The sequence below is a fragment of the Pseudomonas sp. B22(2017) genome (assembly GCF_002113105.1).
In the GTDB taxonomy this organism is placed as follows: Bacteria; Pseudomonadota; Gammaproteobacteria; order Pseudomonadales; family Pseudomonadaceae; genus Aquipseudomonas; species Aquipseudomonas asiatica.
Map to the genome: position 1 here is coordinate 38,542 of NZ_NEJN01000010.1, position 22,262 is coordinate 60,803.

General features: G+C 63.0%; 24 protein-coding genes. 11 read left to right on the plus strand and 13 right to left on the minus strand.

From position 1 onward, the window contains the following. Positions 1–18: 18 nt before the first annotated feature. The 3 genes from dsbA to CAG18_RS19165 form a co-directional block, all read right to left on the minus strand. Positions 19–651, minus strand: a complete 633-nt coding sequence (gene dsbA / locus CAG18_RS19155; RefSeq protein ID WP_003256950.1) for a thiol:disulfide interchange protein DsbA — start codon at positions 649–651, stop codon at positions 19–21. A gap of 174 nt (positions 652–825) precedes the next feature. Then, positions 826–1,443 carry a cytochrome c gene (locus CAG18_RS19160; RefSeq protein ID WP_003256951.1) on the minus strand — a complete coding sequence of 206 codons (618 nt, stop codon included), beginning with the start codon at positions 1,441–1,443 and terminating at the stop codon, positions 826–828. A 31-nt stretch (positions 1,444–1,474) separates the two neighbouring features. Beyond that, a complete protein-coding gene (locus CAG18_RS19165) occupies positions 1,475–1,777 on the minus strand; it encodes a cytochrome c5 family protein (RefSeq protein WP_015268479.1) in 303 nt (100 codons plus the stop codon). 201 nt (positions 1,778–1,978) lie between these two features. Here CAG18_RS19165 and yihA point away from each other — a divergent pair, with 201 nt between their 5' ends. Continuing rightward, entirely contained in the window at positions 1,979–2,611 is a 633-nt protein-coding gene (yihA, locus tag CAG18_RS19170) for a ribosome biogenesis GTP-binding protein YihA/YsxC (RefSeq protein WP_015268478.1), read from the plus strand. A 422-nt stretch (positions 2,612–3,033) separates the two neighbouring features. Here the strand turns inward: yihA and polA are convergent, their stop codons facing one another. Further along, positions 3,034–5,781: a DNA polymerase I gene (polA, locus tag CAG18_RS19175; protein WP_015268477.1), complete on the minus strand. Its 2,748-nt coding sequence runs from the start codon at positions 5,779–5,781 to the stop codon at positions 3,034–3,036. A 75-nt stretch (positions 5,782–5,856) separates the two neighbouring features. Between polA and CAG18_RS19180 the strand changes: the two genes are divergently transcribed. Beyond that, positions 5,857–6,144 carry a DUF2782 domain-containing protein gene (locus CAG18_RS19180; protein WP_015268476.1) on the plus strand — a complete coding sequence of 96 codons (288 nt, stop codon included), beginning with the start codon at positions 5,857–5,859 and terminating at the stop codon, positions 6,142–6,144. A 69-nt stretch (positions 6,145–6,213) separates the two neighbouring features. Continuing rightward, on the plus strand, positions 6,214–7,164 hold the full coding sequence (locus CAG18_RS19185) for a homoserine kinase (RefSeq protein ID WP_085721374.1): 951 nt from the start codon (positions 6,214–6,216) through the stop codon (positions 7,162–7,164). A gap of 313 nt (positions 7,165–7,477) precedes the next feature. Here the strand turns inward: CAG18_RS19185 and CAG18_RS19190 are convergent, their stop codons facing one another. Further along, positions 7,478–8,434: a zinc ABC transporter substrate-binding protein gene (locus CAG18_RS19190; protein ID WP_043935186.1), complete on the minus strand. Its 957-nt coding sequence runs from the start codon at positions 8,432–8,434 to the stop codon at positions 7,478–7,480. 18 nt (positions 8,435–8,452) lie between these two features. On the opposite strand from CAG18_RS19190, the gene zur reads away from it, so the two are divergent. The 4 genes from zur to CAG18_RS19210 all read left to right on the plus strand — a co-directional run bounded on the left by zur (position 8,453) and on the right by CAG18_RS19210 (position 11,321). Beyond that, positions 8,453–8,938 (plus strand): zinc uptake transcriptional repressor Zur, encoded by a 486-nt coding sequence (zur, locus tag CAG18_RS19195; RefSeq protein WP_015268473.1) that lies wholly within the window; start codon positions 8,453–8,455, stop codon positions 8,936–8,938. Further along, positions 8,935–9,711, plus strand: coding sequence for a zinc ABC transporter ATP-binding protein ZnuC (gene znuC / locus CAG18_RS19200; RefSeq protein ID WP_025337219.1), 777 nt, complete (start codon positions 8,935–8,937; stop codon positions 9,709–9,711). The genes zur and znuC overlap by 4 nt, the downstream gene beginning before the upstream one ends. Beyond that, positions 9,704–10,486 (plus strand): zinc ABC transporter permease subunit ZnuB, encoded by a 783-nt coding sequence (gene znuB, locus CAG18_RS19205; protein WP_003256958.1) that lies wholly within the window; start codon positions 9,704–9,706, stop codon positions 10,484–10,486. Before znuC ends, znuB begins: the two co-directional genes overlap by 8 nt. Before the next feature lie 127 nt (positions 10,487–10,613). Further along, entirely contained in the window at positions 10,614–11,321 is a 708-nt protein-coding gene (locus CAG18_RS19210) for a PA5502 family lipoprotein (RefSeq protein ID WP_085721375.1), read from the plus strand. A gap of 115 nt (positions 11,322–11,436) precedes the next feature. Here CAG18_RS19210 and katE read toward each other — a convergent pair whose 3' ends face one another. After that, complete coding sequence (katE, locus tag CAG18_RS19215; RefSeq protein WP_015268470.1) at positions 11,437–13,572, minus strand: catalase HPII; 2,136 nt, start codon at positions 13,570–13,572, stop codon at positions 11,437–11,439. Between the two features lie 227 nt (positions 13,573–13,799). Between katE and CAG18_RS19220 the strand changes: the two genes are divergently transcribed. The 3 genes from CAG18_RS19220 to CAG18_RS19230 all read left to right on the plus strand — a co-directional run bounded on the left by CAG18_RS19220 (position 13,800) and on the right by CAG18_RS19230 (position 16,313). Continuing rightward, positions 13,800–14,807 (plus strand): methionine ABC transporter ATP-binding protein, encoded by a 1,008-nt coding sequence (locus CAG18_RS19220; RefSeq protein WP_061305075.1) that lies wholly within the window; start codon positions 13,800–13,802, stop codon positions 14,805–14,807. Next, on the plus strand, positions 14,807–15,478 hold the full coding sequence (locus CAG18_RS19225) for a methionine ABC transporter permease (RefSeq protein ID WP_013970307.1): 672 nt from the start codon (positions 14,807–14,809) through the stop codon (positions 15,476–15,478). The genes CAG18_RS19220 and CAG18_RS19225 overlap by 1 nt, the downstream gene beginning before the upstream one ends. A gap of 64 nt (positions 15,479–15,542) precedes the next feature. Further along, positions 15,543–16,313: a MetQ/NlpA family ABC transporter substrate-binding protein gene (locus tag CAG18_RS19230; protein ID WP_013970306.1), complete on the plus strand. Its 771-nt coding sequence runs from the start codon at positions 15,543–15,545 to the stop codon at positions 16,311–16,313. 210 nt (positions 16,314–16,523) lie between these two features. Here CAG18_RS19230 and CAG18_RS19235 read toward each other — a convergent pair whose 3' ends face one another. The 5 genes from CAG18_RS19235 to CAG18_RS19255 are packed head-to-tail and all read right to left on the minus strand — an operon-like array spanning position 16,524 to position 20,407. After that, positions 16,524–17,156 carry an SCO family protein gene (locus tag CAG18_RS19235; RefSeq protein ID WP_013970305.1) on the minus strand — a complete coding sequence of 211 codons (633 nt, stop codon included), beginning with the start codon at positions 17,154–17,156 and terminating at the stop codon, positions 16,524–16,526. Continuing rightward, positions 17,153–18,046: a heme o synthase gene (cyoE, locus tag CAG18_RS19240; RefSeq protein WP_013970304.1), complete on the minus strand. Its 894-nt coding sequence runs from the start codon at positions 18,044–18,046 to the stop codon at positions 17,153–17,155. Before cyoE ends, CAG18_RS19235 begins: the two co-directional genes overlap by 4 nt. Beyond that, positions 18,031–19,110 (minus strand): heme A synthase, encoded by a 1,080-nt coding sequence (locus tag CAG18_RS19245; RefSeq protein WP_015268468.1) that lies wholly within the window; start codon positions 19,108–19,110, stop codon positions 18,031–18,033. The genes cyoE and CAG18_RS19245 overlap by 16 nt, the downstream gene beginning before the upstream one ends. A 9-nt stretch (positions 19,111–19,119) precedes the next feature. Continuing rightward, a complete protein-coding gene (locus tag CAG18_RS19250; protein WP_085721376.1) occupies positions 19,120–19,701 on the minus strand; it encodes a hypothetical protein in 582 nt (193 codons plus the stop codon). Continuing rightward, entirely contained in the window at positions 19,670–20,407 is a 738-nt protein-coding gene (locus CAG18_RS19255) for an SURF1 family protein (RefSeq protein WP_085721377.1), read from the minus strand. The genes CAG18_RS19250 and CAG18_RS19255 overlap by 32 nt, the downstream gene beginning before the upstream one ends. Positions 20,408–20,470: 63 nt before the next feature. Here CAG18_RS19255 and CAG18_RS19260 point away from each other — a divergent pair, with 63 nt between their 5' ends. Next, the gene (locus CAG18_RS19260) at positions 20,471–20,674 is read left to right on the plus strand and encodes a twin transmembrane helix small protein (protein ID WP_003258925.1); all 204 of its coding nucleotides are present in this window, start codon (positions 20,471–20,473) and stop codon (positions 20,672–20,674) included. Between the two features lie 110 nt (positions 20,675–20,784). Here CAG18_RS19260 and CAG18_RS19265 read toward each other — a convergent pair whose 3' ends face one another. Beyond that, the gene (locus CAG18_RS19265; protein ID WP_015268465.1) at positions 20,785–21,672 is read right to left on the minus strand and encodes a cytochrome c oxidase subunit 3; all 888 of its coding nucleotides are present in this window, start codon (positions 21,670–21,672) and stop codon (positions 20,785–20,787) included. A gap of 16 nt (positions 21,673–21,688) precedes the next feature. After that, positions 21,689–22,255 (minus strand): cytochrome c oxidase assembly protein, encoded by a 567-nt coding sequence (locus tag CAG18_RS19270; protein WP_015268464.1) that lies wholly within the window; start codon positions 22,253–22,255, stop codon positions 21,689–21,691. Between the last annotated feature and the right edge of the window lie 7 nt (positions 22,256–22,262).

Below are 22,262 nucleotides of genomic sequence, written 5' to 3' on the forward strand. Positions count from 1 at the left end.
GCGCATGGGTTACGCCGCCTACTTAGCGGCGCGCTCCTTGGCGATCAGCTGGTCGGCAACGTTCAGTACGCCTTCCGGCCCGCCGGCGGTACCCAGGTCGAAGCGGTACTTGCCGTTGACCACCATGCTCGGTACGCCGGTGATCTCGTACTTCTTCGCCAGTTCCTTGGCCTGGTTGACCTGGCCCTTGATGGCGAACGAATTGAAGGTGGCGAGGAACTTGTCCTTGTCCACGCCTTGGGTGGCAAGGAAGTCGGCCATGTCCTGCGGGTCGGTCAGGCGCTTGCGCTGGTTCTGGATGGCATCGAACACTGCGGCGTGCACCTTCTGCTCGACGCCCATGGCTTCGAGGGTCAGGAACATCTGGCCGTGGGCGTCCCATGCGCCACCGAACATGGCTGGTACGCGCTTGAAGTTGACGTCCTTGGGCAGTTTATCGACCCACGGGTTGATGGTCGGCTCGAAGTGGTAGCAGTGGGGGCAGCCGTACCAGAACAGCTCGACCACTTCGATCTTGCCAGGTACGGAAACCGGAACAGGGTTGCTCAGCTCGAGGTATTCCTTGCCAGCGACAGGCTCGGCGGCCTGGACGGCAGTCATACCGAATACGCTGGCAGCGACCAGCGCGGCGCTGAGAATCAGTTTACGCATGCTTTACTCCTGGGCAGTCATTGGTCGCCACGACGCGACCTGCACTGAGACAGGCCGGGAACGGGCCGAGTTCTGTAGTGTAACGGCTGCGAACGAAAAAAAGGGCGGTCCGGCCGCCCTTTCATCATTGGCCTACAACATTAACTGAAGGTTAATGCGCCGACCGTAATGGCCTCAGTGCAGGCCCTGGATGTAACTGGCCAGCGCCTCTATGTCGTGGTTGCTCAGCTTGCCAGCGATGGTGCGCATGGTCATGGCATCGCCATCGTTGGTGCGGTTGCCTTCGCGGAAGTCGGTGAGCTGCTTGGTCACGTACTGCGCGTGCTGCCCGCCCAGGTGCGGGAAGCCGGCCAAGGCGATACCCGCGCCGTTCGGCGAGTGGCAGCCGGTGCAGGCAGGCATGCCTTTTTCCAGGTCTCCACCGTTGAACAGCGCCCGACCACGTTCGACCAGCTTGGGATCGGCGGCGCCCACGCTGCCTTTCTGGCTGGAGAAGTAGGCGGCGATATCGGCCAGGTCCTGGTCGCTGAACGCGGCCAGCATGCCGGTCATCTCCAGCACGGTACGCTTGCCCGACTTGATATCGTGCAATTGTTTTTCAAGGTAGCGCTGGCCTTGGCCGGCCAGTTTCGGGAAGTTCGGTGCCAGGCTGTTGCCGTCGGGGTTGTGGCAGGCGCCACAGACGGCCGTCTTGGCCTGGCCGGCGGCGGCATCGCCTTTGACGGGTTGCGCAGCAGTGGCCGCACCTGCGACACCCAGGGTCAACAGCAGACTCACGACTAGTTTGTTCATCAGCTAATCCAACACGGCTAAGGGTGAAATGTTATGTATCGGGACTGCCACTCATCCAAAGGATGACCAAACGGTAGTCCTCGGCACTGCAGTCCATGCACAATCCACGCGGCGGCATAGCCTTGAAACCCTGGGTCACGTGCTTCACCAGTACATCCATGCCTTGCGCCAGCCTTGGCTCCCATGCTGCCCGGTCACCCTGCCTGGGTGCCTGTGGCAACTGCCCGGTGTGACAGGCCGCACACGTGCGGTTGTACAACACCTCGGGATCCTGTGTAGCCTGTGCGCTGAAAAACGGCAGGAACATACCGACAGCAAGCAGCCATTTCGCCATGCGGAACGACCTTCAGGGTTGGGGGCCGCGCTGCGTTCTGTTGCGCGAGCTATTGTTCGACACCCCATGCCCGTTCTCCTTCGCCGGGAGAATGAGCACACAAAAACTGGGGCATTATATACTTCCGCCATCCAAACGGAAACGACACCGCTTGCCAGGCTCGGGCCTATAGAGTCAGGCAACACCCACATCGGATATCCCATGCAAGTCAAGAACCCCATCCTCGGCCTCTGCCAGAAAGCCAAATTCGCCCTCAGCGCTGCCAAGGTCGAACAATGCCCGGACGACCAGGGTTACGAGGTGGCTTTCGCCGGCCGCTCCAACGCCGGCAAATCCAGCGCCCTCAACACCCTGACCCATGCCAGCCTGGCACGCACCTCGAAAACCCCTGGGCGCACCCAGCTGTTGAATTTCTTCAGTCTGGACGATGAACGGCGTTTGGTCGACCTGCCAGGCTACGGTTATGCAAAAGTCCCGATTCCGCTCAAGCAGCACTGGCAGAAACACCTGGAAGCCTACCTGGGCAGCCGGGAGTGCCTGCGTGGCGTGATCCTGATGATGGACGTGCGCCACCCGATGACCGACTTCGACAAGATGATGCTCGACTGGGCCAAGGCCAGCAGCATGCCGATGCACATCCTGCTGACCAAGGCCGACAAGCTGACCCACGGCGCGGGCAAGAACACCCTGCTCAAGGTGCAGTCGGAAATCCGCAAGGGTTGGGGCGATGGCGTGACCATCCAGCTGTTCTCGGCGCCCAAGCGCCTGGGCGTGGAAGAGGCGTACCGGGTGCTGGCGGACTGGATGGAGCTGGAAGACAAGCCAGTAGCCTGAGGCCCGCACCGCTCGTTGTAGGAGCAGCCTTGTGCTGCGAAGAGGCCATGACAGGCTGTATAGGTCTGTTGGCTGTACCGGCCCTTTCGCAGCACAAGGCTGTTCCTACAGGGGTAGCTGCGCCATCAGGTCAAATTCCGGGCAAAAAAAACCCCGGACTTCGTATGGGGAGGGGGAAGTTCGGGGTCCAAGTCCGGACCGCTAGGGCGGGGTCCAGATATCTGCCAACACTTAACACAACATAGGAGCATCGAAAGGCTTCACCAGCCATTCAGTTACTCTGAGTTCCGCTTCACCGGTTTAGTTCCAGAGCCCTGAAAACTATTTGCGATAGTTTCATGAAACCTCAGCACCGCTGGCACTGAGCAGTGCCAAGATCCGCATCCCTACGACACGGATCCTACACAGCTTTCCCCACCCGATCAGTGAGCTTCGTCCCAATTCGCACCAATTCCTGCCTCGACCAGCAGCGGCACATCCAGTTGCGCGGCCTTGCTCATGTGCTGGCGAATTTCATCTTTCACCTGCTCCACCAGGTCCTCGCGCACTTCCAGCACCAGTTCGTCGTGCACCTGCAGGATCACCCGTGCATCCAGCCCGCTCTCGCTCAGCCAGTTATCCACATTGACCATGGCCCGCTTGATGATGTCGGCTGCAGTACCCTGCATCGGGGCGTTGATCGCCGTGCGCTCGGCGCCTCTGCGCAGGGCCGGGTTCTTGGCATTGATATCCGGCAGGTACAGGCGGCGGCCGAACAGGGTTTCTACAAAGCCTTGCTCCGCCGCCTGGGCGCGGGTGCGCTCCATGTACGCCAACACGCCCGGGTAGCGGGCGAAGTAGCGGTCGATGTAATCCTGCGACTGCTTGCGGTCTACGCCGATCTGCTTGGCCAGGCCAAAGGCGCTCATGCCGTAGATCAGGCCGAAGTTGATGGCCTTGGCACTGCGGCGCTGATCGGTGGTGACGTCTTCCAGGGCTACGCCGAATACTTCCGCCGCCGTGGCGCGGTGCACGTCCAGGTTGTTGCGGAAGGCATGCAGCAAGCCTTCGTCCTTGGCCAGGTGGGCCATGATACGCAACTCGATCTGCGAGTAGTCCGCCGCCAGCAGCTTGTAACCCGGGCTGGCAACGAAAGCCTGGCGGATGCGCCGGCCTTCGGCAGTACGGATCGGGATGTTCTGCAGGTTCGGGTCGCTGGACGACAGTCGACCGGTGGCCGCCACCGCCTGCTGGTATGAGGTGTGGATACGCCCGGTGCGCGGGTTGATCTGCCCCGGCAGCTTGTCGGTGTAGGTGCTCTTGAGCTTGCTCAGGCTGCGGTACTGCATCAGTACCTCCGGCAGCGGGTAACCTTGCTCGGCCAGTTCGTCGAGCACCGCTTCTGCCGTGGATGGCTGGCCCTTGGTGGTCTTGCTCAGCACCGGCATGCCCAGCTTGTCGTAGAGGATCGCGCCCAGTTGCTTGGGCGAGCCGAGGTTGAACTCCTCACCGGCCAGCTCATAGGCGCGCTGCTCGAGTTCGGCCATCTTTAGCCCCAGTTCACCGCTCTGCACCTGCAGCAACGCGGCATCGACCAGCGCCCCCTGGCGCTCGATCTTGGCCAGCACCGGCACCAACGGCATCTCGATGTCCATCAACACCGGCTGCACGCTTGGCGTCTGTGCCAGGCGCGCCTGCAGCGCCTGGTGCAGGCGCAGGGTGATGTCGGCATCTTCGGCAGCGTAGGGGCCGGCCTTGTCCAGGTGGATCTGGTTGAAGGTCAGCTGCTTGGCGCCCTTGCCGGCGATATCCTCGAAGGCAATGGTGGCATGGTCGAGGTACTTCTGCGCCAGGCTGTCCATGTCGTGACGGGTGGCGGTGGAGTTCAGCACGTACGACTCGAGCATGGTGTCGTAGGCAACGCCGCGCATTTCGATAGCGGGCGAGCCATTGGCAAGGATGTTGATATCGTACTTGGCGTTCTGCCCGACCTTGGCCTTGGCCGGGTCTTCCAGCAGTGGCTTCAGCGCCTGCAGCACGGCAGTGCGGTCCAACTGGGCCGGCGCGCCTTCATAGTCGTGGGCCAGCGGCACATAGGCCGCTTCGTGCGGTTCAACGGCGAACGACAGGCCGACCAGCTGGGCCTGCTGAGCGTCTAGGCCGGTGGTCTCGGTATCGAAAGCGAACAATGGCGCCTGGCGCAGCTTCTCCAGCCAGAAGTCGAAACGGGCCTGGTCGAGAATGGTTTCGTACCTGGGCTCGACCTTGGCCACCTGCTCCGCGACCGGCGCGATTTCGTCACCGGCCTTGGCAGCGTCACGCTGCACCTCGGCGATCCAGCTCTTGAATTCCATCTCGGTGTACAGCGCCAGCAACGCGTCGCGATCAGGTTCGCCGCACACCAGGGCATCTACTTCGATATCCAGCGGCACATCGACCTTGATGGTAGCCAGCTCATAGGACAGGAACGCCGCGTCGCGGTGCTCTTCCAGCTTGGCCGGCAGGGTCTTGGCGCCGCGAATGGCCAGCGTCGGGACCTTGTCCAGGTTAGCGTACAGGTCGCTGAGACCGCCGCCGATACCGGTCAGCAGGCCCACCGCGGTTTTTTCGCCCACGCCCGGCACACCGGGGATGTTGTCGACCTTGTCGCCCATCAGCGCCAAAAAGTCGATGATATGTTCCGGGCCGACGCCAAATTTCTCGTGCACGCCAGCCACGTCCAGCACGCTTCCGGTCATGGTGTTGACCAAGGTAATGTGCCCGTCCACCAGCTGCGCCATGTCCTTGTCACCGGTCGAGATGATCACCGGGCGGTCCAACGCGGCGCTGCTGCGCGCCAGGGTGCCGATCACGTCGTCGGCCTCGACCCCCTCGACGCACAGCAGCGGGTAGCCCAGCGCCTTGACGCTGGCGTGCAGCGGCTCGATCTGTACCCGCAGGTCGTCAGGCATGCTCGGGCGGTTTGCCTTGTATTCAGCGAACATGGCATCGCGGAAGGTGCCACCCTTGGCATCGAACACCACCGCGAACAGGCTGTCGGGGTATTGCTTGCGCAGGCTCTTGAGCATGTTCAGCACCCCCTTCACCGCGCCGGTCGGCATGCCCTTGGAGGTAGTCAACGGCGGCAGCGCGTGGAAGGCGCGGTACAGGTAGGAGGAACCGTCCACCAGGACGAGGGGCGCTTGGCTCATGAGCAGAATCAACCTTTTCGACGGGTCCGGCGCTAGAATAGCCAGAATCATTGACGACAAAGGGACAAGGTTATCATGCGTACACTCAATCGCCTGTTACTGCTCGGTCTGTTGGCCACCATGCCTGTCGTCACCCTGGCGGCGGAAGACGCCCCCTCGGCCGATCCCGAGGTGACCATTCGCACGGAAGGCGACAAAACCATCCAGGAGTACCGGCAGAACGGGTTCCTGTATGCGATCAAGATCACGCCGAAAAACGGCAAGCCTTATTTCCTGGTACGCGCCGATGGCTCTGATGGCAATTTCATTCGTTCCGACCAGCCGGACATGCTGATTCCGTCCTGGAAGATCTTCGAGTGGTAATCTGACGCGCACCGTTCACATCAACCCGGCACTTCCCGGCGGAAGTGCCCGTATGGGCAAATTTTCATCATGTCAGTCTTCACCCCCGTGACCCGGCCTGAGCTGGAAACCTTTCTGGCGCCGTACGCGCTGGGTCGTCTGCTCGATTTCCAGGGCATCGCCGCCGGCACCGAGAACAGCAATTTCTTCGTCAGCCTCGAACAGGGGGAGTTCGTCCTGACGCTGATCGAGCGCGGGCCCAGCGAGGACATGCCGTTCTTCATCGAGCTGCTGGACACTTTGCACGCAGCCGACATGCCGGTGCCCTATGCCATACGCGACCGCGACGGCAATGGCCTGCGCGAGCTGTGCGGCAAGCCGGCGCTGCTGCAGCCACGGCTGTCGGGCAAGCACATCAAGGCACCGAACGCCCAGCACTGCGCCCAGGTCGGCGAGCTGCTGGCGCACATTCACCTGGCTACCCGCGAGCACATCATCGAGCGCCGCACCGACCGCGGCCTGGACTGGATGCTGGCTTCGGGGGCCGAGTTGCTGCCGCGCCTTACCACCGAGCAAGCCGCGCTGCTGCAACCGGCGCTGGATGAAATCAGTGCGCACAAGGCACAGATCCTGGCCCTGCCACGGGCCAACCTGCATGCCGACCTGTTCCGCGACAACGTGATGTTCGAAGGCACCCACCTGACCGGTGTGATCGACTTCTACAACGCTTGTTCCGGGCCGATGCTATATGACATTGCCATCACCGTGAACGACTGGTGCCTGGATGAACACGGCGCGATCGATTTGCCACGCGCCCAGGCGTTGCTGGCGGCCTATGCGGCGCTGCGGCCGTTCACCGCGGCCGAAGCCGAGCTGTGGCCGGAGATGTTGCGGGTAGGCTGCGTGCGCTTCTGGCTGTCGCGCCTGATTGCAGCGGAATCGTTTGCCGGGATGGATGTGATGATCCATGACCCGAGCGAGTTCGAAGTGCGTTTGGCGCAGCGCCAGCAGGTGGCTTTGCACCTGCCGTTCGCCCTCTAGAGCGTGTCTGCTTCTTTGCGGGTAAACCCGCTCCCACAGGTACGGTGACAAGCGTGAGGCTGGCGCTATCCCTGTGGGAGATTACCCAGCCCTTTTGGGCTGCGCTGTCGTGCAGAGAACAAATATCGCTCGTCTGACGCGTCCTTTGTAGGAGCAGCCTTGTGCTGCGAAGAGGCCGGTAAAAGCAACAGACAGGCTTTGTCAGTACCGGCCTCTTCGCAGCACAAGGCTGCTCCTACAGAACCTCGCCGAACCAATGAGTCATGTGTTGTTCTATGAGAGCGGGTTTACCCGCGAAGAGGTCGGTACAGGCTTACAACTGTTCCAGGCACCCAACCAGGTCGCCACCCAGCTTCTCCAGCAAGCGCTCATAGCCCTTGCCATCCACCGGGTCGGTACCGCCCAGGGCATCCAGCTCGGCCAGGCGCACCGGCAGCCCGGCGGTCAAGGTCTCGGCTAGCCGCGGCCGCAGCGGCGGTTCGCTGAACACACAGGTCTTGCCCACTTCCTGCAGGCGCTTGCGCATGGCTGCCACGTGCTGCGCACCCGGCTGCACCTCGGACGCCACGCTGAACACCCCGGTGTGCTTCAGGCCATACTCGGCCTCGAAATAGTCGAATGCTTCGTGAAACACGAAGTACGGCTTGCCGGCAATCCCGGCCACCCGCGCCTTGATCCGCTTATCCAATGCGTCCAGGCGTTCGTCGAAGGCCTTGAGGTTGCTCTGGTAGCGCACCGTATTGGCCGGATCGATCTGCGCCAGGTCAGCCGCCATTTTCGCTGCAATCACACGCGCGTTGACCGACGATAGCCACAGGTGCGCGTCCAGGCTGCCCGGGCGGTGGTCGTGGTCATGGTCGTCGTGGTCTTCTTCCTCATGGGAATGGCTGTCCTCGCCAAAATGCCGGAGCTTCATGCCCGGTAGCGCCTGCACGGCCACAGTGGGCTTGCTGCGATTGCCCAGTACCCGCGGCAGGAAGCCTTCCATGTCCGGGCCGATCCAGTAAAGCAGGTCGGCATCGCCTACCCGCCGTACGTCGGACGGGCGCAGCGCGTAGTGGTGTGGCGAAGCCCCCGGAGGCAGCAATACCTCAGGGGTGCCAACACCGTCCTGCACCGCAGCGGCAATCTGCTGCAGGGGTTTGATACTGGTCAGCACGCGCACGTCGGCCTGGGCGGAAAATGCGATGAAAGCGACAAAAAGGACTAGGAATCGGGACACGGTGAATACTCGAGTCGTCAGAAACAGGTAACATAATAACGTCTCCATCCAGAACCGTCGCTGCCCATGTCCATCACGCCGCTGGCCAACCGTCCTCACGATCATTCACATTGCGTACACAGCGCATTGGCTGAAGCCGACGCCTTGTGCACCCGCCAGGGCCTGCGCCTGACCGCGCTGCGCCGTCGAGTGCTGGAACTGGTGTGGCAAAGCCACAAGCCGCTGGGCGCCTACGATATCCTCGCCGTGCTCAGTGAGCAGGACGGCCGCCGCGCCGCGCCCCCCACGGTGTACCGTGCGCTGGACTTCCTGCTGGAAAACGGCCTGGTGCACCGCATCGCCTCGCTCAACGCATTCATCGGCTGCAGCCACCCGGAACACCTGCACCAGGGTCAGTTCCTGATCTGCCGGGCCTGCCATGTGGCCATCGAACTGGAACAGGACAGTATCAGCGAAGCCATCATCAGCAGCGCCAAGGGCGTGGGCTTCACGGTCGAGACCCAGACGGTGGAAGTGGTCGGTCTGTGCAGCAATTGCCGGAGCGCGGCATGAGTGATGCACTGATCCGCCTGGAGCAGGTCGGTGTCACCTTCGGTGGCGAGGCGGTGCTCGACAGCATCGACCTGTCGGTCGCACCTGGCCAGATCGTCACCCTGATCGGCCCGAACGGCGCGGGCAAGACCACCCTCGTGCGCGCCGTGCTCGGCCTGCTCAAGCCGCACCGCGGCAAGGTTTGGCGCAAGCCGAAACTGCGCATTGGCTACATGCCGCAAAAGATCCAGGTCGATGCCACGCTCCCGCTGTCAGTGTTGCGCTTCTTGCGCCTGGTGCCCGGTGTAGACCGCGCGGCAGCCTTGTCGGCGTTGCAGGAAGTAGGCGCCGAGCAGGTCATCGACAGCCCGATCCAGACCATTTCCGGCGGCGAGATGCAGCGCGTGCTGCTGGCCCGCGCCCTGCTGCGCGAACCCCAGTTGCTGGTGCTTGACGAGCCAGTGCAGGGCGTAGACGTGGTTGGCCAGACCGAGCTGTACAACCTCATTACCCGCCTTCGCGACCGTCACGGCTGCGGCGTGCTGATGGTTTCCCACGATCTGCACCTGGTGATGAGCGCCACAGACCAGGTGGTGTGCCTGAACCGCCACGTGTGCTGTTCGGGCCACCCCGAGCAGGTCAGCGGCGACCCGGCATTCGTCGAGCTGTTCGGCCAGACCGCCGCACCCAGCCTGGCCATCTACCACCACCATCACGACCACAGCCACGACCTGCACGGCTCGGTGGTCGCCCCTGGCACCCATGTTCACGGAGCGCACTGCAAGCATGGCTGATTTTCTTCTCTACGCCCTGCTTGCCGGTTTGTCCCTGGCGCTGGTAGCCGGCCCACTGGGCTCCTTCGTGGTGTGGCGGCGCATGGCCTATTTTGGCGACACCCTGTCCCACGCCGCGCTGCTCGGCGTGGCCCTGGGTTTTGCTCTGGACGTCAGCCCGGCGCTGGCGGTAACCGTGGGCTGCCTGTTGCTGGCGATCTTGCTGGTTACCTTGCAGCAACGCCAACCGCTGGCCTCCGATACACTGCTTGGCATCCTCGCCCCCAGCACCTTGTCGCTGGGCCTGGTGGTGCTGAGTTTCATGCATGATGTCCGCATCGACCTGATGGCCTATCTGTTCGGCGACCTGCTGGCCATCAGCACTACCGATCTTGCCTGGATCCTCGGTGGCAGCGCGCTGGTCCTGCTGCTGCTCGCTGCACTGTGGCGGCCGTTGCTTGCAGTCACCGTGCACGAGGAGCTGGCCATGGTCGAGGGCCTGCCGGTGGCCGGGCTGCGCATGGCGCTGATGCTGCTGATCGCGGTGGTGATTGCCGTTGCCATGAAGATCGTCGGGGTGCTGCTGATCACCTCGCTGCTGATCATTCCTGCCGCTGCGGCGCAACGTCACGCCCGTTCTCCCGAACAGATGGCCTTGGGCGCCAGCCTGCTGGGCGTGACCGCGGTATGCGGCGGCCTGGCCCTGTCCTGGTTCAAGGACACCCCTGCCGGCCCGTCGATCGTGGTCTGCGCGGCGGTGCTATTCTTGCTGAGCCTGGCCCTGCCAAAACGCTGAAAAACAGGGCGTGCGAAGGCGCGCCCTGCAACCTTTCCGCACGTAAAGGGTCTGTAAGACTTGTTTTCGAGCGTGCGCACCTGGGTGTAGACTTGCTCGCTTTTTGCGCAAATAGAGAGTCGCAGGAATGAAGCCGTTCGCCTCCCGTTATCTGCTTGTTGCCGCGTTTTCCCTGTTCCTGGCTGCGTGTTCAAACGCGCCGGTCGAACAGGCCACCGCACCTGCCCAAGCAGATGCCTGGCAACAATTGCAACAGAACATCGCCAGCAACGAGCTGGCCACCGCCGAAGACCAGCTGGCAGCCTTGCAGGCCCAGGCGCCGGATGACGCGCGCCTGGAGCAATACCAGCGCCAGCTTGCCGAAGCCTACCTGCAACGCAGCCAGATCTTCCTGCAAAAGGGTGATGTGAACGCTGCCGCCACAGCCCTGGCCCGTGCCCGCGCGCTGATGCCGCAGGCCCCGGCGGTTACTGGTGGCGACGCCGTGACCCAGGCGCGCAAGGCCGAGCTGGAGAAAGCTGAAGCGGCGTTGAGAGCGGCCGAGGCCAAGCCCAAGGCGCGCATCATCGACCCGGCTGCACCGAGCACCGTGGTGGCCTTGAAGACCACCGACAGCCGCGCCATGCGTCGCCAGCTGGATGACATTGCCGCCGATGTGGTGAGCTATCAATGCGACGTGGTGTTCCAGGTGCCGCGTACCGAAGATGCGCCTTGGCTGAAGACCTTGCTGGAGAAACGCGTGCGCAAGATCGACAGCGGGTTCGAGCTGAAGCAGAAGCACAAGATCCAGCGGTCGCTGCCGGCGCAAGTGGTTCTGGTTCCGCATCAGCAATAAGCCTCCCGGGCCCTATCGCCGGCAAGCCAGCTCCCACCTCGACCGCACCAATTTCAAGCCTGGTTCAGTACCTGTGGGAGCTGGCTTGCCGGCGATGGGCTGCAAAGTAGCGCCCTTAGGCCGGCACAGCCTCCGCAGCCGCCTCCCGCTCCCACACCCGATGCCCCTCTACCGCTTTGACGAAGGCATCCACGGTCTTCTGCTCATCCCCCAGCAGCAACCCCTTGTCTTCTTTAAGCCCCAAGCTGCCCAAAAGGTCTTTGGTCACCACCATCGCCTTCAGGTGTTTGTAGCCCTCCAGCAGGAAGTGCTTGGCCAAACCACTGCCTGCCAGCGCATCGGTCGAGGCCTTGCCCGCTGGCACAACAATCCCGTCAAACATGATCGAGGGCATCCCTTCCATGGAGGCACCCACCGGCAGCTGCTTGCCGTCCGTGGCCATCACTGGTGCCGAGGTCGGCCCAAGCAGCATCGGCCGGGCACTGTGCGCCTCCAGAGCCTTGACCAGCTTGTCCACGCTGGCAGCGTCTACGCCATCTGCCACCAGCACGGCAATTTTGCGCCCCTTGATGCCAACCGAGCCCGGGTGGTTCATCTGGCTCAGGGCAGGCGACTGCGCAAGCTGGCTTCCCTTCACTTGCACAGTGCCTGCGTTCGGTGCAGGCAAACCGAGGTTGGCAGCAACCGCAGCCGCCAGCTTCAGGTCGATATTGGCGAGAATCTCATTCACTTCCCGAGCACGGATCGTCTCCCGCTCCACCTTGCCCAGCTCAAAGCTGTAAGCCTTGATGATGTGCTGCTGCTCGGTCGGGCTCATGCTCTGGAAGAACAACCGCGCCTGCGAGAAATGGTCGCCGAACGAATCGCTGCGCTGGCGGATCTTGTGCGCATCGATACGCTCCTGGTAGCTCTCGAAGCCGCCATCCTGCGCGGCTGGTGGCGTTTCCTTCGGCCAGCCACCGTCGATGGAGTTGGGCTCGTAGGATGCGCGACCCTTGTGCACCACATGCTGATGCAAGGCGTCACGCTGGTTGTTGTGGTTAGGGGCGACGGGGCGGTTTACCGGGATCTGGTGGAAGTTGGGCCCGCCGAGGCGGCTAAGCTGCGTGTCGGTGTAGGAGAACAGCCGTCCCTGCAGCAAAGGGTCGTTGGTAAAGTCGATGCCAGGCACGATATGAGCCGGGCAGAACGCCACCTGCTCCACTTCGGCAAAGAAGTTGTCCGGGTTGCGATTCAGGACCATCTTGCCCAAAGGTGTAACCGGCACCAGTTCTTCCGGGATTATCTTGGTCGGGTCCAGCAGGTCGAAATCGAATTTGTGCTCGTCGGCTTCCGGCACGATCTGCACACCCAGTTCCCATTCAGGGTAATCACCCGTCTCGATAGCCTCCCACAGGTCGCGCCGCTGGAAATCAGCATCCTTGCCTGCCAGCTTCTGCGCTTCGTCCCATAACAGGGAGTGCACACCCTGGCGCGGTTTCCAGTGGAATTTGACGAAACTGGCTACGCCCTGGGCGTTGATCAGGCGGAACGTATGCACCCCGAACCCTTCCATCATCCGCAAGCTGCGCGGGATAGCGCGGTCCGACATCGCCCACATGACCATATGGGCCGACTCCGGTACCAGCGAGACGAAATCCCAAAAGGTGTCATGGGCCGAAGCGCCGGTCGGGATCTCGTTGTGCGGTTCTGGCTTTACGGCGTGGACGAAATCCGGGAATTTGATCGCATCCTGGATGAAGAACACCGGCATGTTGTTGCCCACCAGGTCGAAGTTGCCCTCGTCGGTGTAGAACTTCACAGCAAAGCCCCTCACGTCACGCACGGTGTCGGCTGAGCCGCGCGGGCCTTGTACCGTGGAAAATCGCACGAAGACGGGCGTGACTTTCTCCGGGTCCTGCAGGAAGCCGGCTTTGGTCAGCTCGGCGTGGTTGCCATAGCTCTGGAAATAGCCATGCGCCCCTGTTCCTCGCGCATGCACGATGCGCTCAGGAATGCGCTCGTGGTCAAAGTGCGTGATCTTCTCGCGCATGATGAAATCTTCGAGCAACGACGGGCCTCTATCACCCGCCTTGAGCGTGTTCTGGTTGTCAGCGATGCGCACCCCCTGGTTGGTACGCAACGCTTTGCCTGTGGCATCGCTTCGGTCAGCCTCCAGGCTCTGCAACTTGGTGTTGGTATTGGCCCGGTCCGGGGTCTGGGTGCCAGCGGCCTCGCTGTGCTTTGGCGCGTCCGTGTTCTTGCTGGGCATGATCGGCTCTCCTCGTCAGTCTTAAGGCATACCCGTTTCGGGCTGTGTGCAAGTAGTGACCGGGAGGCTTTGCCGAGCGTTCAATCAGGATTACCGGTTGTCGCGATATGCCCGAAGGATTGGTGCATTACGAAATAAATGCTAAGAACAGCTATGGGAAAAGGCTAAAATGCGCGACCCCAGCTAACCGCTGACCCAAATTCCATGCGCCCCACAAGGTTCGCTACGTGATCGAGTTCCAACAGGTACACAAGACCTACCGCGTCGCCGGTAGGGAAATCCCCGCACTGAATCCGACCAGCCTGACCATCGAAGATGGCCAGGTGTTCGGCCTGATCGGCCATTCCGGCGCCGGCAAGAGCACCATGCTGCGCCTGATCAACCGCCTGGAAGAGCCTTCCGGCGGCAAGATCATCGTCGACGGCGAAGACGTTACCGCGTTCAACGCGAGCCAGCTGCGCGGTTTCCGTCAGCAGGTCGGGATGATTTTCCAGCACTTCAACCTGCTGGCCTCCAAGACTGTCGCCGACAACGTCGCCTTGCCACTGACCCTGGCCGGCGAGCTGTCGCGCAGCGAAATCGACAAGCGCGTGACCGAGCTTCTGGCCCGCGTCGGCCTTTCCGACCATGCCAAAAAGTACCCGGCGCAGTTGTCCGGTGGCCAGAAGCAGCGCGTCGGCATCGCCCGCGCCCTGTCCACCAACCCGAAGATCCTGCTGTGCGACGAGGCCACCAGCGCCCTCGACCCGCAAACCACCGCCTCGGTCCTGCAATTGCTGGCCGAAATCAACCGTGAGCTGAAGCTGACCATCGTGCTGATCACGCACGAAATGGACGTGATCCGCCGGGTCTGCGACCGCGTGGCAGTGATGGACGCCGGCCAGATCGTCGAGCAGGGCTCGGTGGCCGAGGTGTTCCTGCACCCGCAGCACCCCACCACCAAGCGCTTCGTCCAGGAAGACGAGCAGGTTGACGAAGGCGAGCAGCGTGACGACTTCGCCCACGTGCCGGGCCGTATCGTGCGCCTGACCTTCCAGGGCGACGCCACCTACGCGCCGCTGCTGGGCACCGTGGCCCGCGAAACCGGTGTGGACTACAGCATCCTCGCCGGGCGTATCGACCGCATCAAGGATGTCCCCTATGGCCAGCTCACCCTCGCCCTGATCGGCGGTGACATGGAAGCGGCGTTCGCCCGCTTCAAGGCAGCTGACGTACATATGGAGGTACTGCGTTGATGGACGCCCTGAATTTCTTTGCCAACGTCGACTGGGCCGAAATCTGGCTGGCCAGCGTCGACACCATGATCATGCTGTTCGGCTCGCTGTTCTTCACCGTGCTGCTCGGCCTGCCGCTGGGCGTGCTGCTGTTCCTCTGCGGGCCAAAGCAGATGTTCGAGCAGAAGGGTGTGTATGCGCTGCTGTCGCTGATCGTCAACATCCTGCGTTCGCTGCCGTTCATCATCCTGCTGATCGTTATGATCCCGATCACAGTGCTGATCACAGGCACTTCCCTGGGCGTAGCCGGCGCCATTCCGCCGCTGGTGGTGGGTGCCACGCCGTTCTTCGCGCGCCTGGTGGAAACCGCCCTGCGTGAAGTGGACCGCGGCATCATCGAAGCCACTCAGTCGATGGGCGCCACTACCCGCCAGATCATCACCAGCGCACTGCTGCCGGAGGCTCGCCCGGGCATCTTCGCCGCCATTACCGTGACCGCCATCACCCTGGTTTCGTACACCGCCATGGCTGGTGTGGTCGGTGCCGGCGGCCTGGGCGACCTGGCCATCCGCTTCGGCTACCAGCGTTTCCAGACCGACGTGATGGTCGTCACCGTGGTGCTGTTGCTGGTACTGGTTCAAGTCCTGCAGAGCGTGGGCGACAAACTGGTCGTGCATTTTTCCCGTAAGTAACCCCAATGGGGTCGGCCCGGCCGACCCGTTCGGGGGCCGTCGCGGCCCTCACAAGGAGTGATCAATGAAGAAGCTGCTTGCTGTTGTCGCCGCTGTCGCGGCCTTCTCGGCCCACGCCGAGTCCCTGACCGTTGCCGCTACCCCGGTTCCGCACGCCGAGATCCTCAACTTCGTCAAACCTGTTCTGGCGAAAGAGGGCGTGGAGCTGAAGGTCAAGGAATTCACCGACTACATCCAGCCGAACGTGCAGGTGGCGGAAAAGCGCCTGGACGCCAACTTCTTCCAGCACCAGCCGTACCTGGATGAGTTCAACAAGGCCAAGGGTACCAACCTTGTGAGCGTTGCCGGCGTGCACATCGAGCCGCTGGGCGTGTACTCGACCAAGATCAAGAAGCTGGACGAGCTGTCCTCCGGCGCCACCGTGGTCATCCCCAACGACGCCACCAACGGCGGCCGCGCGCTGCTGCTGCTGGACAAGGCCGGCGTGATCAAGCTGAAGGACAACAAGAACATCCTGTCCACCGTGAAGGATGTTGCCGAGAACCCGAAAAGCCTGAAGTTCCGTGAGCTGGAAGCAGCCACGATCCCGCGTGTGCTGACCCAGGTCGATGCTGCCCTGATCAACACCAACTACGCGCTGGAAGCCAAGCTGAACCCGGAAAAAGACGCCCTGGTCATCGAAGGCAGTGACTCGCCTTACGTGAACATCCTGGTTGCCCGCCCGGACAACAAGGACTCGGACGCCATGAAAAAGCTGGCTGCTGCGCTGCACTCGCCTGAGGTGAAGCAGTTCATCAACGAGAAGTACAAAGGCGCTGTGGTTCCGGCGTTCTGATCCGAAATCCCCGGGGCCGCTTTGCGGCCCATTCGCCGGCAAGCCAGCTCCCACAGGTACAGCGCCAGCCTCAGGCTCTGTGAGGTCCCTGTGGGAGCCGGCTTGCCGGCGATTTGCCCTGGCAGGCAAACCATGAGGACCGAGGCGTACGCCGTACTTTGTGGGAGCGGCCTTGTGTCGCGATAGGCCTGCGCAGCAGGCCCAAAAATCTCAATCCCGCTTCACGAGCCCGGGCAACTGCGCCACCAGCTTCTGGTTGTTGAACGGCGCCCGAATGAACCCGCGCTGACGCCCATCCGGCCCCACTACCGCCAGGTTGCCGCTGTGATCCACGGTATACCCCGGCTTGCTGGTATCGGCCGGAATGAACGGAATGCTCAAGGCATTGGCCAGCTTCTGGGTATCCTCGATCGACCCCGCCACCCCGACGAAATCCTTGTCGAAATAACCCAGGTACTGCTTCAGCTGGTTCGGCGTGTCGCGGTTCGGGTCAACGCTCACCAGCACCACCTGCAGCCGGTCGACGGCCTCCTTGGGCAGCTCGCTCTTCACCTGGCGCAGCTGGGCCAGGGTGGTCGGGCAGATGTCCGGGCAGTAGGTGTAGCCGAAGAACAGCAACGACCATTTGCCCTTCAGGTCATCCAGTTGCACCGGCTGGCCGTCCTGGTTGGTCATGGTCACGTCGGCCACGGTACGGCTCTGCGGCAGCAGGATGATGCCGGCATCGATCAGCTCGGTGGGGTTGGGCTGGTCGCGGCCATTGAGCACCTTGTTGACGGTCAGGCCCAGGATCAACGCGACCAGGGCAACGAGGATGAAGACGGTTTTCTGGGTTCGGGTCATAGGTTCAGCAACAGGTAGTGGTCGAGGAGCAACGCGATGAACAGCGCGAACAGGTAGCCGATAGAGTACTTGAAGGTGCCGATCGCTGCGTGCGGCCGGCTGCCACGGTACAACACCCAGGCCCATTGCAGGAAGCGCAGGCCTAGCACCAGGGCGCAAGCCAGGTACAGCGGGCCGCTCATGTGGATGGCATACGGCAGCAGGCTTACCGCCAGCAATACCAAGGTGTACAGCAGGATATGCAGCTTGGTGTAGCGCTCGCCGTGGGTCACCGGCAGCATCGGGATATCGGCCTTGGCGTATTCCTCCTTGCGGTGGATCGCCAGAGCCCAGAAGTGGGGTGGTGTCCAGGCGAAGATGATCAGCACCAGCAGCAGGGGCTCGGCGCTGACATGCCCACTGACCGCCACCCAGCCCAGCAACGGCGGGGCGGCGCCGGCCAATCCGCCGATGACGATGTTCTGCGGCGTGGCGCGCTTGAGAAAGCCGGTGTAAAGCACCGCATAGCCGAGCAGGGAAGCCAGTGTCAGCCAGGCAGTGAGGGCGTTGGTGAACACCAGCAGCAGGGCCATGCCAAGTAGCGCCAGCGCCAGGGCGAACAGCAGCGCCGGCAGCGGCTCGACCCGGCCCTGGGCCAGCGGCCGCTTGTGGGTACGCGCCATCAGCGCGTCGATACGTCGGTCCACCACATGGTTGACCACCGCCGCGCCGCCTGCACAAAAGCCGATGCCCAGGTTGCCGAACAGCAGCACGCTCCAGCTGACACCCGCACGGGTGGCAAGGAACATGCCCGCCAGCGAGGTGATCAGCATCAGCACCACCACCTTGGGCTTGGTCAGCTCCAGGTAGTCACGCCAACTGGCCCTCTGTGCGCTCAGAAGCGTCGCCACGAATCATTCCTCATGTGGTGGGAGATGCCCACGCCAGCCACGGGCCGCAGGCGCCAGCCATGGCCGACACCCACGCGAACCTTGTCGACCACGCGGATGCGGTAGTTCACCAGCACCATGCTCAGCAGCAACAGCGCCCCACCAGCGTTGTGCGCCACGGCCACGGCCAGCGGCAGGTGCAGCAGCACATTGCTGATGCCCAGGCCGACTTGCACCACCAGCGCCAGCAGCACCAGCCGCGCCAGGCCAGGGAGGCCGCAGCGGTGCAGCTTCCAGCTGAGCATCAGCAGCACGCAGGTCACCAGCAATGCGCCCAGGCGGTGGCTGATGTGGATGGCCGTTCGCGCATCACTGTCCAGCTGCCCGCCCAGGTAATTGGGCCCGACATGCTGGGTCAGGTGGAACCCGTTGCTGAAGTCCGCCGCCGGCCACCACTGGCCGTGGCAGGTGGGCAGGTCGATGCAGGCGACGGCCGCGTAATTGGCACTGACCCAGCCGCCCAGGGCGATCTGGCCGATCACCACCAGCAAGGCCAGCGCGGCGATCCGTCGCAGGCTCAATGGCAGCTTTGGCAAGGGCGCAAAGGCCCGCGACAGACGCAGGGACAACAGGAACAACAAACTCAGGGTAGTGAAGCCGCCAAGTAGATGCGCGGTGACCACCTGCGGCCACAGCTTGAGGGTGACCGTCCACATGCCGAAGGCTGCCTGGGCCAGCACCACGCCCAGCAGCAGCAAGGGCAGGCGGTAAGGCTGGCCATCGCGGGCATGCCGGCGCAGCGCCTGCAAGGCGAGCAGGGCGATCACCATCGCCAGGGTGCCGGCGAAGTAGCGGTGGACCATCTCGGCCCAGCCCTTGGCGGCTTCCACCGGGTGTTCGGGGAAATGCAGCTCGGCATGAGCCAGCTGCGCTTCGCTCTTGGGCACGCTGATGAAGCCGTAGCAACCCGGCCAGTCCGGGCAGCCGAGGCCGGCGTGGGTCAGGCGGGTATAGGCACCGAGCAGGACAACCAGCAGTGCCAGCAAGGTGGCGAACACAGCAAGGCGGAATCCGGGTCTGGCCATGGCAGGCTCCTAGCCGATGTTGGACAGCTTGAGCAGGTGGCGCAGGTCGTCCAGCACATGCTTGCCGTTGACCTTGGCGTCGTAGCGCAGCACCAGGTTGCCGTGCGGGTCGACGATCCACAGCTGCGGGCCGGCCTCGCCGACTTTTTGCAGGTAGCGTTGCGCATCCAGCGGGTAACGCTGCAACTGTGGATATTCGCGACCGAGCAATGCCTGGTAGTCGGCGCTTGCCAGCTGGGCAGCCGCCAGGGCATGGCTGGCACGGCTGGCATCACGACCCAGACCGACCTGGATCTGCCGGGCCAGGTACACCAGCCGCTGGCAATCCTCGGCACAGGCTGTGGGTGCGCTCACCAGCAGCTGCCAGCGCTCGCCTTGGCCCGCCACGCCGAGATCGGCAAGGGTTTCCCCGTTGCCGATCATCACGCCGTGGTAGCTGCGGCCGTCCGGCACCCAGAACTTGAGCTTGTACATGCTGGTGGCCAGAACCATCGGCCCGAGCACCACCAGCAGAATCAACAGCAGCTGCAAACGCCCGCGGGCTCTGGGTTTGCTACGTTCAGGCACTTCCAGTGGAGTGGCGGTGGCCATGGCGTTTCTCCTTGTTGTGGCGCCAGCCGAAGTAGAGGTAGAGCAGTACCAAAGTGGTTGCCAGGGCAAACCACTGCACGGCGTAACCCAAGTGTTTTTCCGGGCCCATGGCAACGACCGGCCAGTCCAGGCGATAGGTCGCCGGGCCGGGTTCCAGGCGCAGCTCTTGGGCGAAGCCTTCGCGATCGAGCTGTTGCCATAACTGCGCGGCATCCACGGCGGTCAGCAGGTGCGGCCACTGGCCTCCTGCAGGGTCGGGATGCAGCTGGAACGTGCTGCCAGGCGCGACATATACCGAAGCGTCCAGCGCCAACGCCTGGGCAGGGGTATCGAAATGCACCGGCACGCGGCGGTCCGGCCAGGGCAGCCAACCGCGGTTGACCAGCAGCCACAGGCCGCTGGCCTGATCATGGAAGGGTTGCAGCAATTCGACACCGGCCTGGCCGTCACGCATGCGGTTGTCCAGAAGCAAGCTGTGCTCGGCGTCGAAGCGGCCATAGAGATGCACGCGGCGGAAGGCATTGTCCTGGTTCGCTGTCAGCTGGGCCGTGGCCACGGGCGCTTCGACCCGCCGCTCGGCATAGGCCGCCAGCAGCACGCGCTTTTCCTCGGCACGGCCGAGTTGCCAGCAGCCAAGCGCGATCAGCCCCGGCAGCAGCGCAAGCACCACCAGGGTTGGTACCCAGCCCGGACGAAACGGCCTCATCGGAGCCTCGTCGGGCCGATCGCTATACTTATCCACATCACCGCATCCCCCCGGAGTATCGCCATGCTCAAGGCCGCGATTGTCCTGATGCTGTTGGCCACGATTGCCAGCCTGTTCAGCGGCCTGGTGTTTCTGGTCAAGGACGATGAAAACTCGACCCGTTTGCTGAAGGCACTGACCGTGCGGGTGACCCTGGCGGCCCTCACCATCGGCCTGGTGGCCTGGGGCTTCATCAGCGGTCAGCTGGTCTCACACGCCCCCTTCTGAAACTGCACTTGTTTTGATGGCCTCATCGCCGGCAAGCCAGCTCCCACAGGGATCACCTATGCTTCAGGCCCAATGAGACCCTGTGGGAGCTGGTTTGCCGGCGATTGGCCCTAAAGCACATACACAAAGATGAACAACCCCACCCACACCACATCGACGAAGTGCCAGTACCAACTGGCCGCCTCGAAACCAAAGTGTTTCTCCGGGTTGAAATGCCCGCGCAAGATGCGCACGAACATCACGATCAGGATGATCGTGCCCAAGGTCACGTGGGCGCCGTGGAAGCCGGTGAGCATGAAGAACGTCGCACCGTAGATACCCGACCCCAGCGTCAGCCCCAGCTTGGTATAGGCCTCGTGGTACTCGTAGGCCTGCAACGCGATGAAGCTGGCGCCCAGGACGATGGTCAGCGCCATCCAGAATTTCAGCGGGCCACGGTGGTCGCGGCGCAGGGCATGATGGGCGATGGTGATGGTCACGCTGGAGCTGACCAGCAAGATGGTGTTGATCAGCGGCAGGTGCCACGGGTCGATCACTTCCTTGGGCGGCGGGAACAGTTTCGGGTCGGGCGTGTGCAGCAGCGGCCAGGTGAATTCGAAGGTCGGCCACAACATGTGCGCAACACCCTTGGCCCCTTCACCGCCCAGCCACGGCCCGGCCAGCACGCGCACGTAGAACAGCGCACCGAAGAAGGCCAGGAAAAACATCACCTCGGAGAAGATAAACCAACTCATGCCCCAGCGGAACGAGCGGTCCAGTTGCGGGCTGTACAGCCCCGCGCGGCTCTCCCGCACCACCGAACCGAACCAGCCGAACAGCATGTAGGCCAGGAACAACGCGCCGATGAAGAACATCAGCGGCCCGTGCGACTCGGGGTGGCCGGCCTTCATGTCGTTGAACCAGGTACCCAGGCCGAACACCGTGATGAACATGCCGATGGTGGCGATGATCGGCCACTTGCTCTGCGCCGGAACGTAGTAGTGCTCATGACTTGCCATTGCTGTTCTCCTTCCCTTAACGGGCGCCCTGGACGTCCTGGGCCGCTACATGCGCGACCGGCGGGTGGCGAGCGGTGATGTCGAACAAGGTGTAGGCCAGTGTCAGGTGCTTCACGCTGGCCGGCAGGTCGCGGTCGACAATGAAGCGCACCGGCATCTCGATGCGTTCGCCGGGCTGCAGCACCTGCTGGGTGAAGCAGAAGCACTCGGTCTTGTGAAAGTACGCCGCGGCTTCGGCCGGGGTGATGCTGGGGATGGCTTGCGCACTCATCGGCCGGTCTGTCGGGTTATGGGCGATGAAGATCATCTGGTTCACCGCACCCGGGTTGACCTCCAACTGGTCGGCGGTGGAGTAGAAGTCCCAGACCATGTCGCTGGCATTGGTCGACATGAACTGCACCCGCACCGAACGCGTCGGGTCGCTGACCTGGCTGCCTTCGTACTGCCCTCCGGTCTTGCCGTTGATGCCGAAGGCCTTGCACATCACGTCATAGATAGGCACCAGGGCGAAGCCGAAGGCGAACATCACCACCGTCAGCATCAACAGGCGCAACACCAGACGTTTCAGCGAAAGGCCGTTCATGGCACGG

Bases quoted from the DNA above. Each gene is read 5' to 3' on its own strand.
- CAG18_RS19210 (WP_085721375.1), top strand. From the start codon at position 10,614: ATGAAGCCGTTCGCCTCCCGTTATCTGCTTGTTGCCGCGTTTTCCCTG.
- znuC (WP_025337219.1), top strand. From the start codon at position 8,935: ATGAGTGATGCACTGATCCGCCTGGAGCAGGTCGGTGTCACCTTCGGT.
- CAG18_RS19265 (WP_015268465.1), bottom strand. From the start codon at position 21,672: ATGGCAAGTCATGAGCACTACTACGTTCCGGCGCAGAGCAAGTGGCCG.
- CAG18_RS19160 (WP_003256951.1), bottom strand. From the start codon at position 1,443: ATGAACAAACTAGTCGTGAGTCTGCTGTTGACCCTGGGTGTCGCAGGT.
- CAG18_RS19235 (WP_013970305.1), bottom strand. From the start codon at position 17,156: ATGACCCGAACCCAGAAAACCGTCTTCATCCTCGTTGCCCTGGTCGCG.
- CAG18_RS19245 (WP_015268468.1), bottom strand. From the start codon at position 19,110: ATGGCCAGACCCGGATTCCGCCTTGCTGTGTTCGCCACCTTGCTGGCA.
- yihA (WP_015268478.1), top strand. From the start codon at position 1,979: ATGCAAGTCAAGAACCCCATCCTCGGCCTCTGCCAGAAAGCCAAATTC.
- dsbA (WP_003256950.1), bottom strand. From the start codon at position 651: ATGCGTAAACTGATTCTCAGCGCCGCGCTGGTCGCTGCCAGCGTATTC.
- CAG18_RS19180 (WP_015268476.1), top strand. From the start codon at position 5,857: ATGCGTACACTCAATCGCCTGTTACTGCTCGGTCTGTTGGCCACCATG.
- CAG18_RS19190 (WP_043935186.1), bottom strand. From the start codon at position 8,434: ATGGAGACGTTATTATGTTACCTGTTTCTGACGACTCGAGTATTCACC.
- CAG18_RS19270 (WP_015268464.1), bottom strand. From the start codon at position 22,255: ATGAACGGCCTTTCGCTGAAACGTCTGGTGTTGCGCCTGTTGATGCTG.
- CAG18_RS19165 (WP_015268479.1), bottom strand. From the start codon at position 1,777: ATGGCGAAATGGCTGCTTGCTGTCGGTATGTTCCTGCCGTTTTTCAGC.
- CAG18_RS19225 (WP_013970307.1), top strand. From the start codon at position 14,807: ATGGACGCCCTGAATTTCTTTGCCAACGTCGACTGGGCCGAAATCTGG.
- CAG18_RS19185 (WP_085721374.1), top strand. From the start codon at position 6,214: ATGTCAGTCTTCACCCCCGTGACCCGGCCTGAGCTGGAAACCTTTCTG.
- polA (WP_015268477.1), bottom strand. From the start codon at position 5,781: ATGAGCCAAGCGCCCCTCGTCCTGGTGGACGGTTCCTCCTACCTGTAC.
- zur (WP_015268473.1), top strand. From the start codon at position 8,453: ATGTCCATCACGCCGCTGGCCAACCGTCCTCACGATCATTCACATTGC.
- CAG18_RS19260 (WP_003258925.1), top strand. From the start codon at position 20,471: ATGCTCAAGGCCGCGATTGTCCTGATGCTGTTGGCCACGATTGCCAGC.
- znuB (WP_003256958.1), top strand. From the start codon at position 9,704: ATGGCTGATTTTCTTCTCTACGCCCTGCTTGCCGGTTTGTCCCTGGCG.
- CAG18_RS19250 (WP_085721376.1), bottom strand. From the start codon at position 19,701: ATGGCCACCGCCACTCCACTGGAAGTGCCTGAACGTAGCAAACCCAGA.
- CAG18_RS19230 (WP_013970306.1), top strand. From the start codon at position 15,543: ATGAAGAAGCTGCTTGCTGTTGTCGCCGCTGTCGCGGCCTTCTCGGCC.
- CAG18_RS19255 (WP_085721377.1), bottom strand. From the start codon at position 20,407: ATGAGGCCGTTTCGTCCGGGCTGGGTACCAACCCTGGTGGTGCTTGCG.
- katE (WP_015268470.1), bottom strand. From the start codon at position 13,572: ATGCCCAGCAAGAACACGGACGCGCCAAAGCACAGCGAGGCCGCTGGC.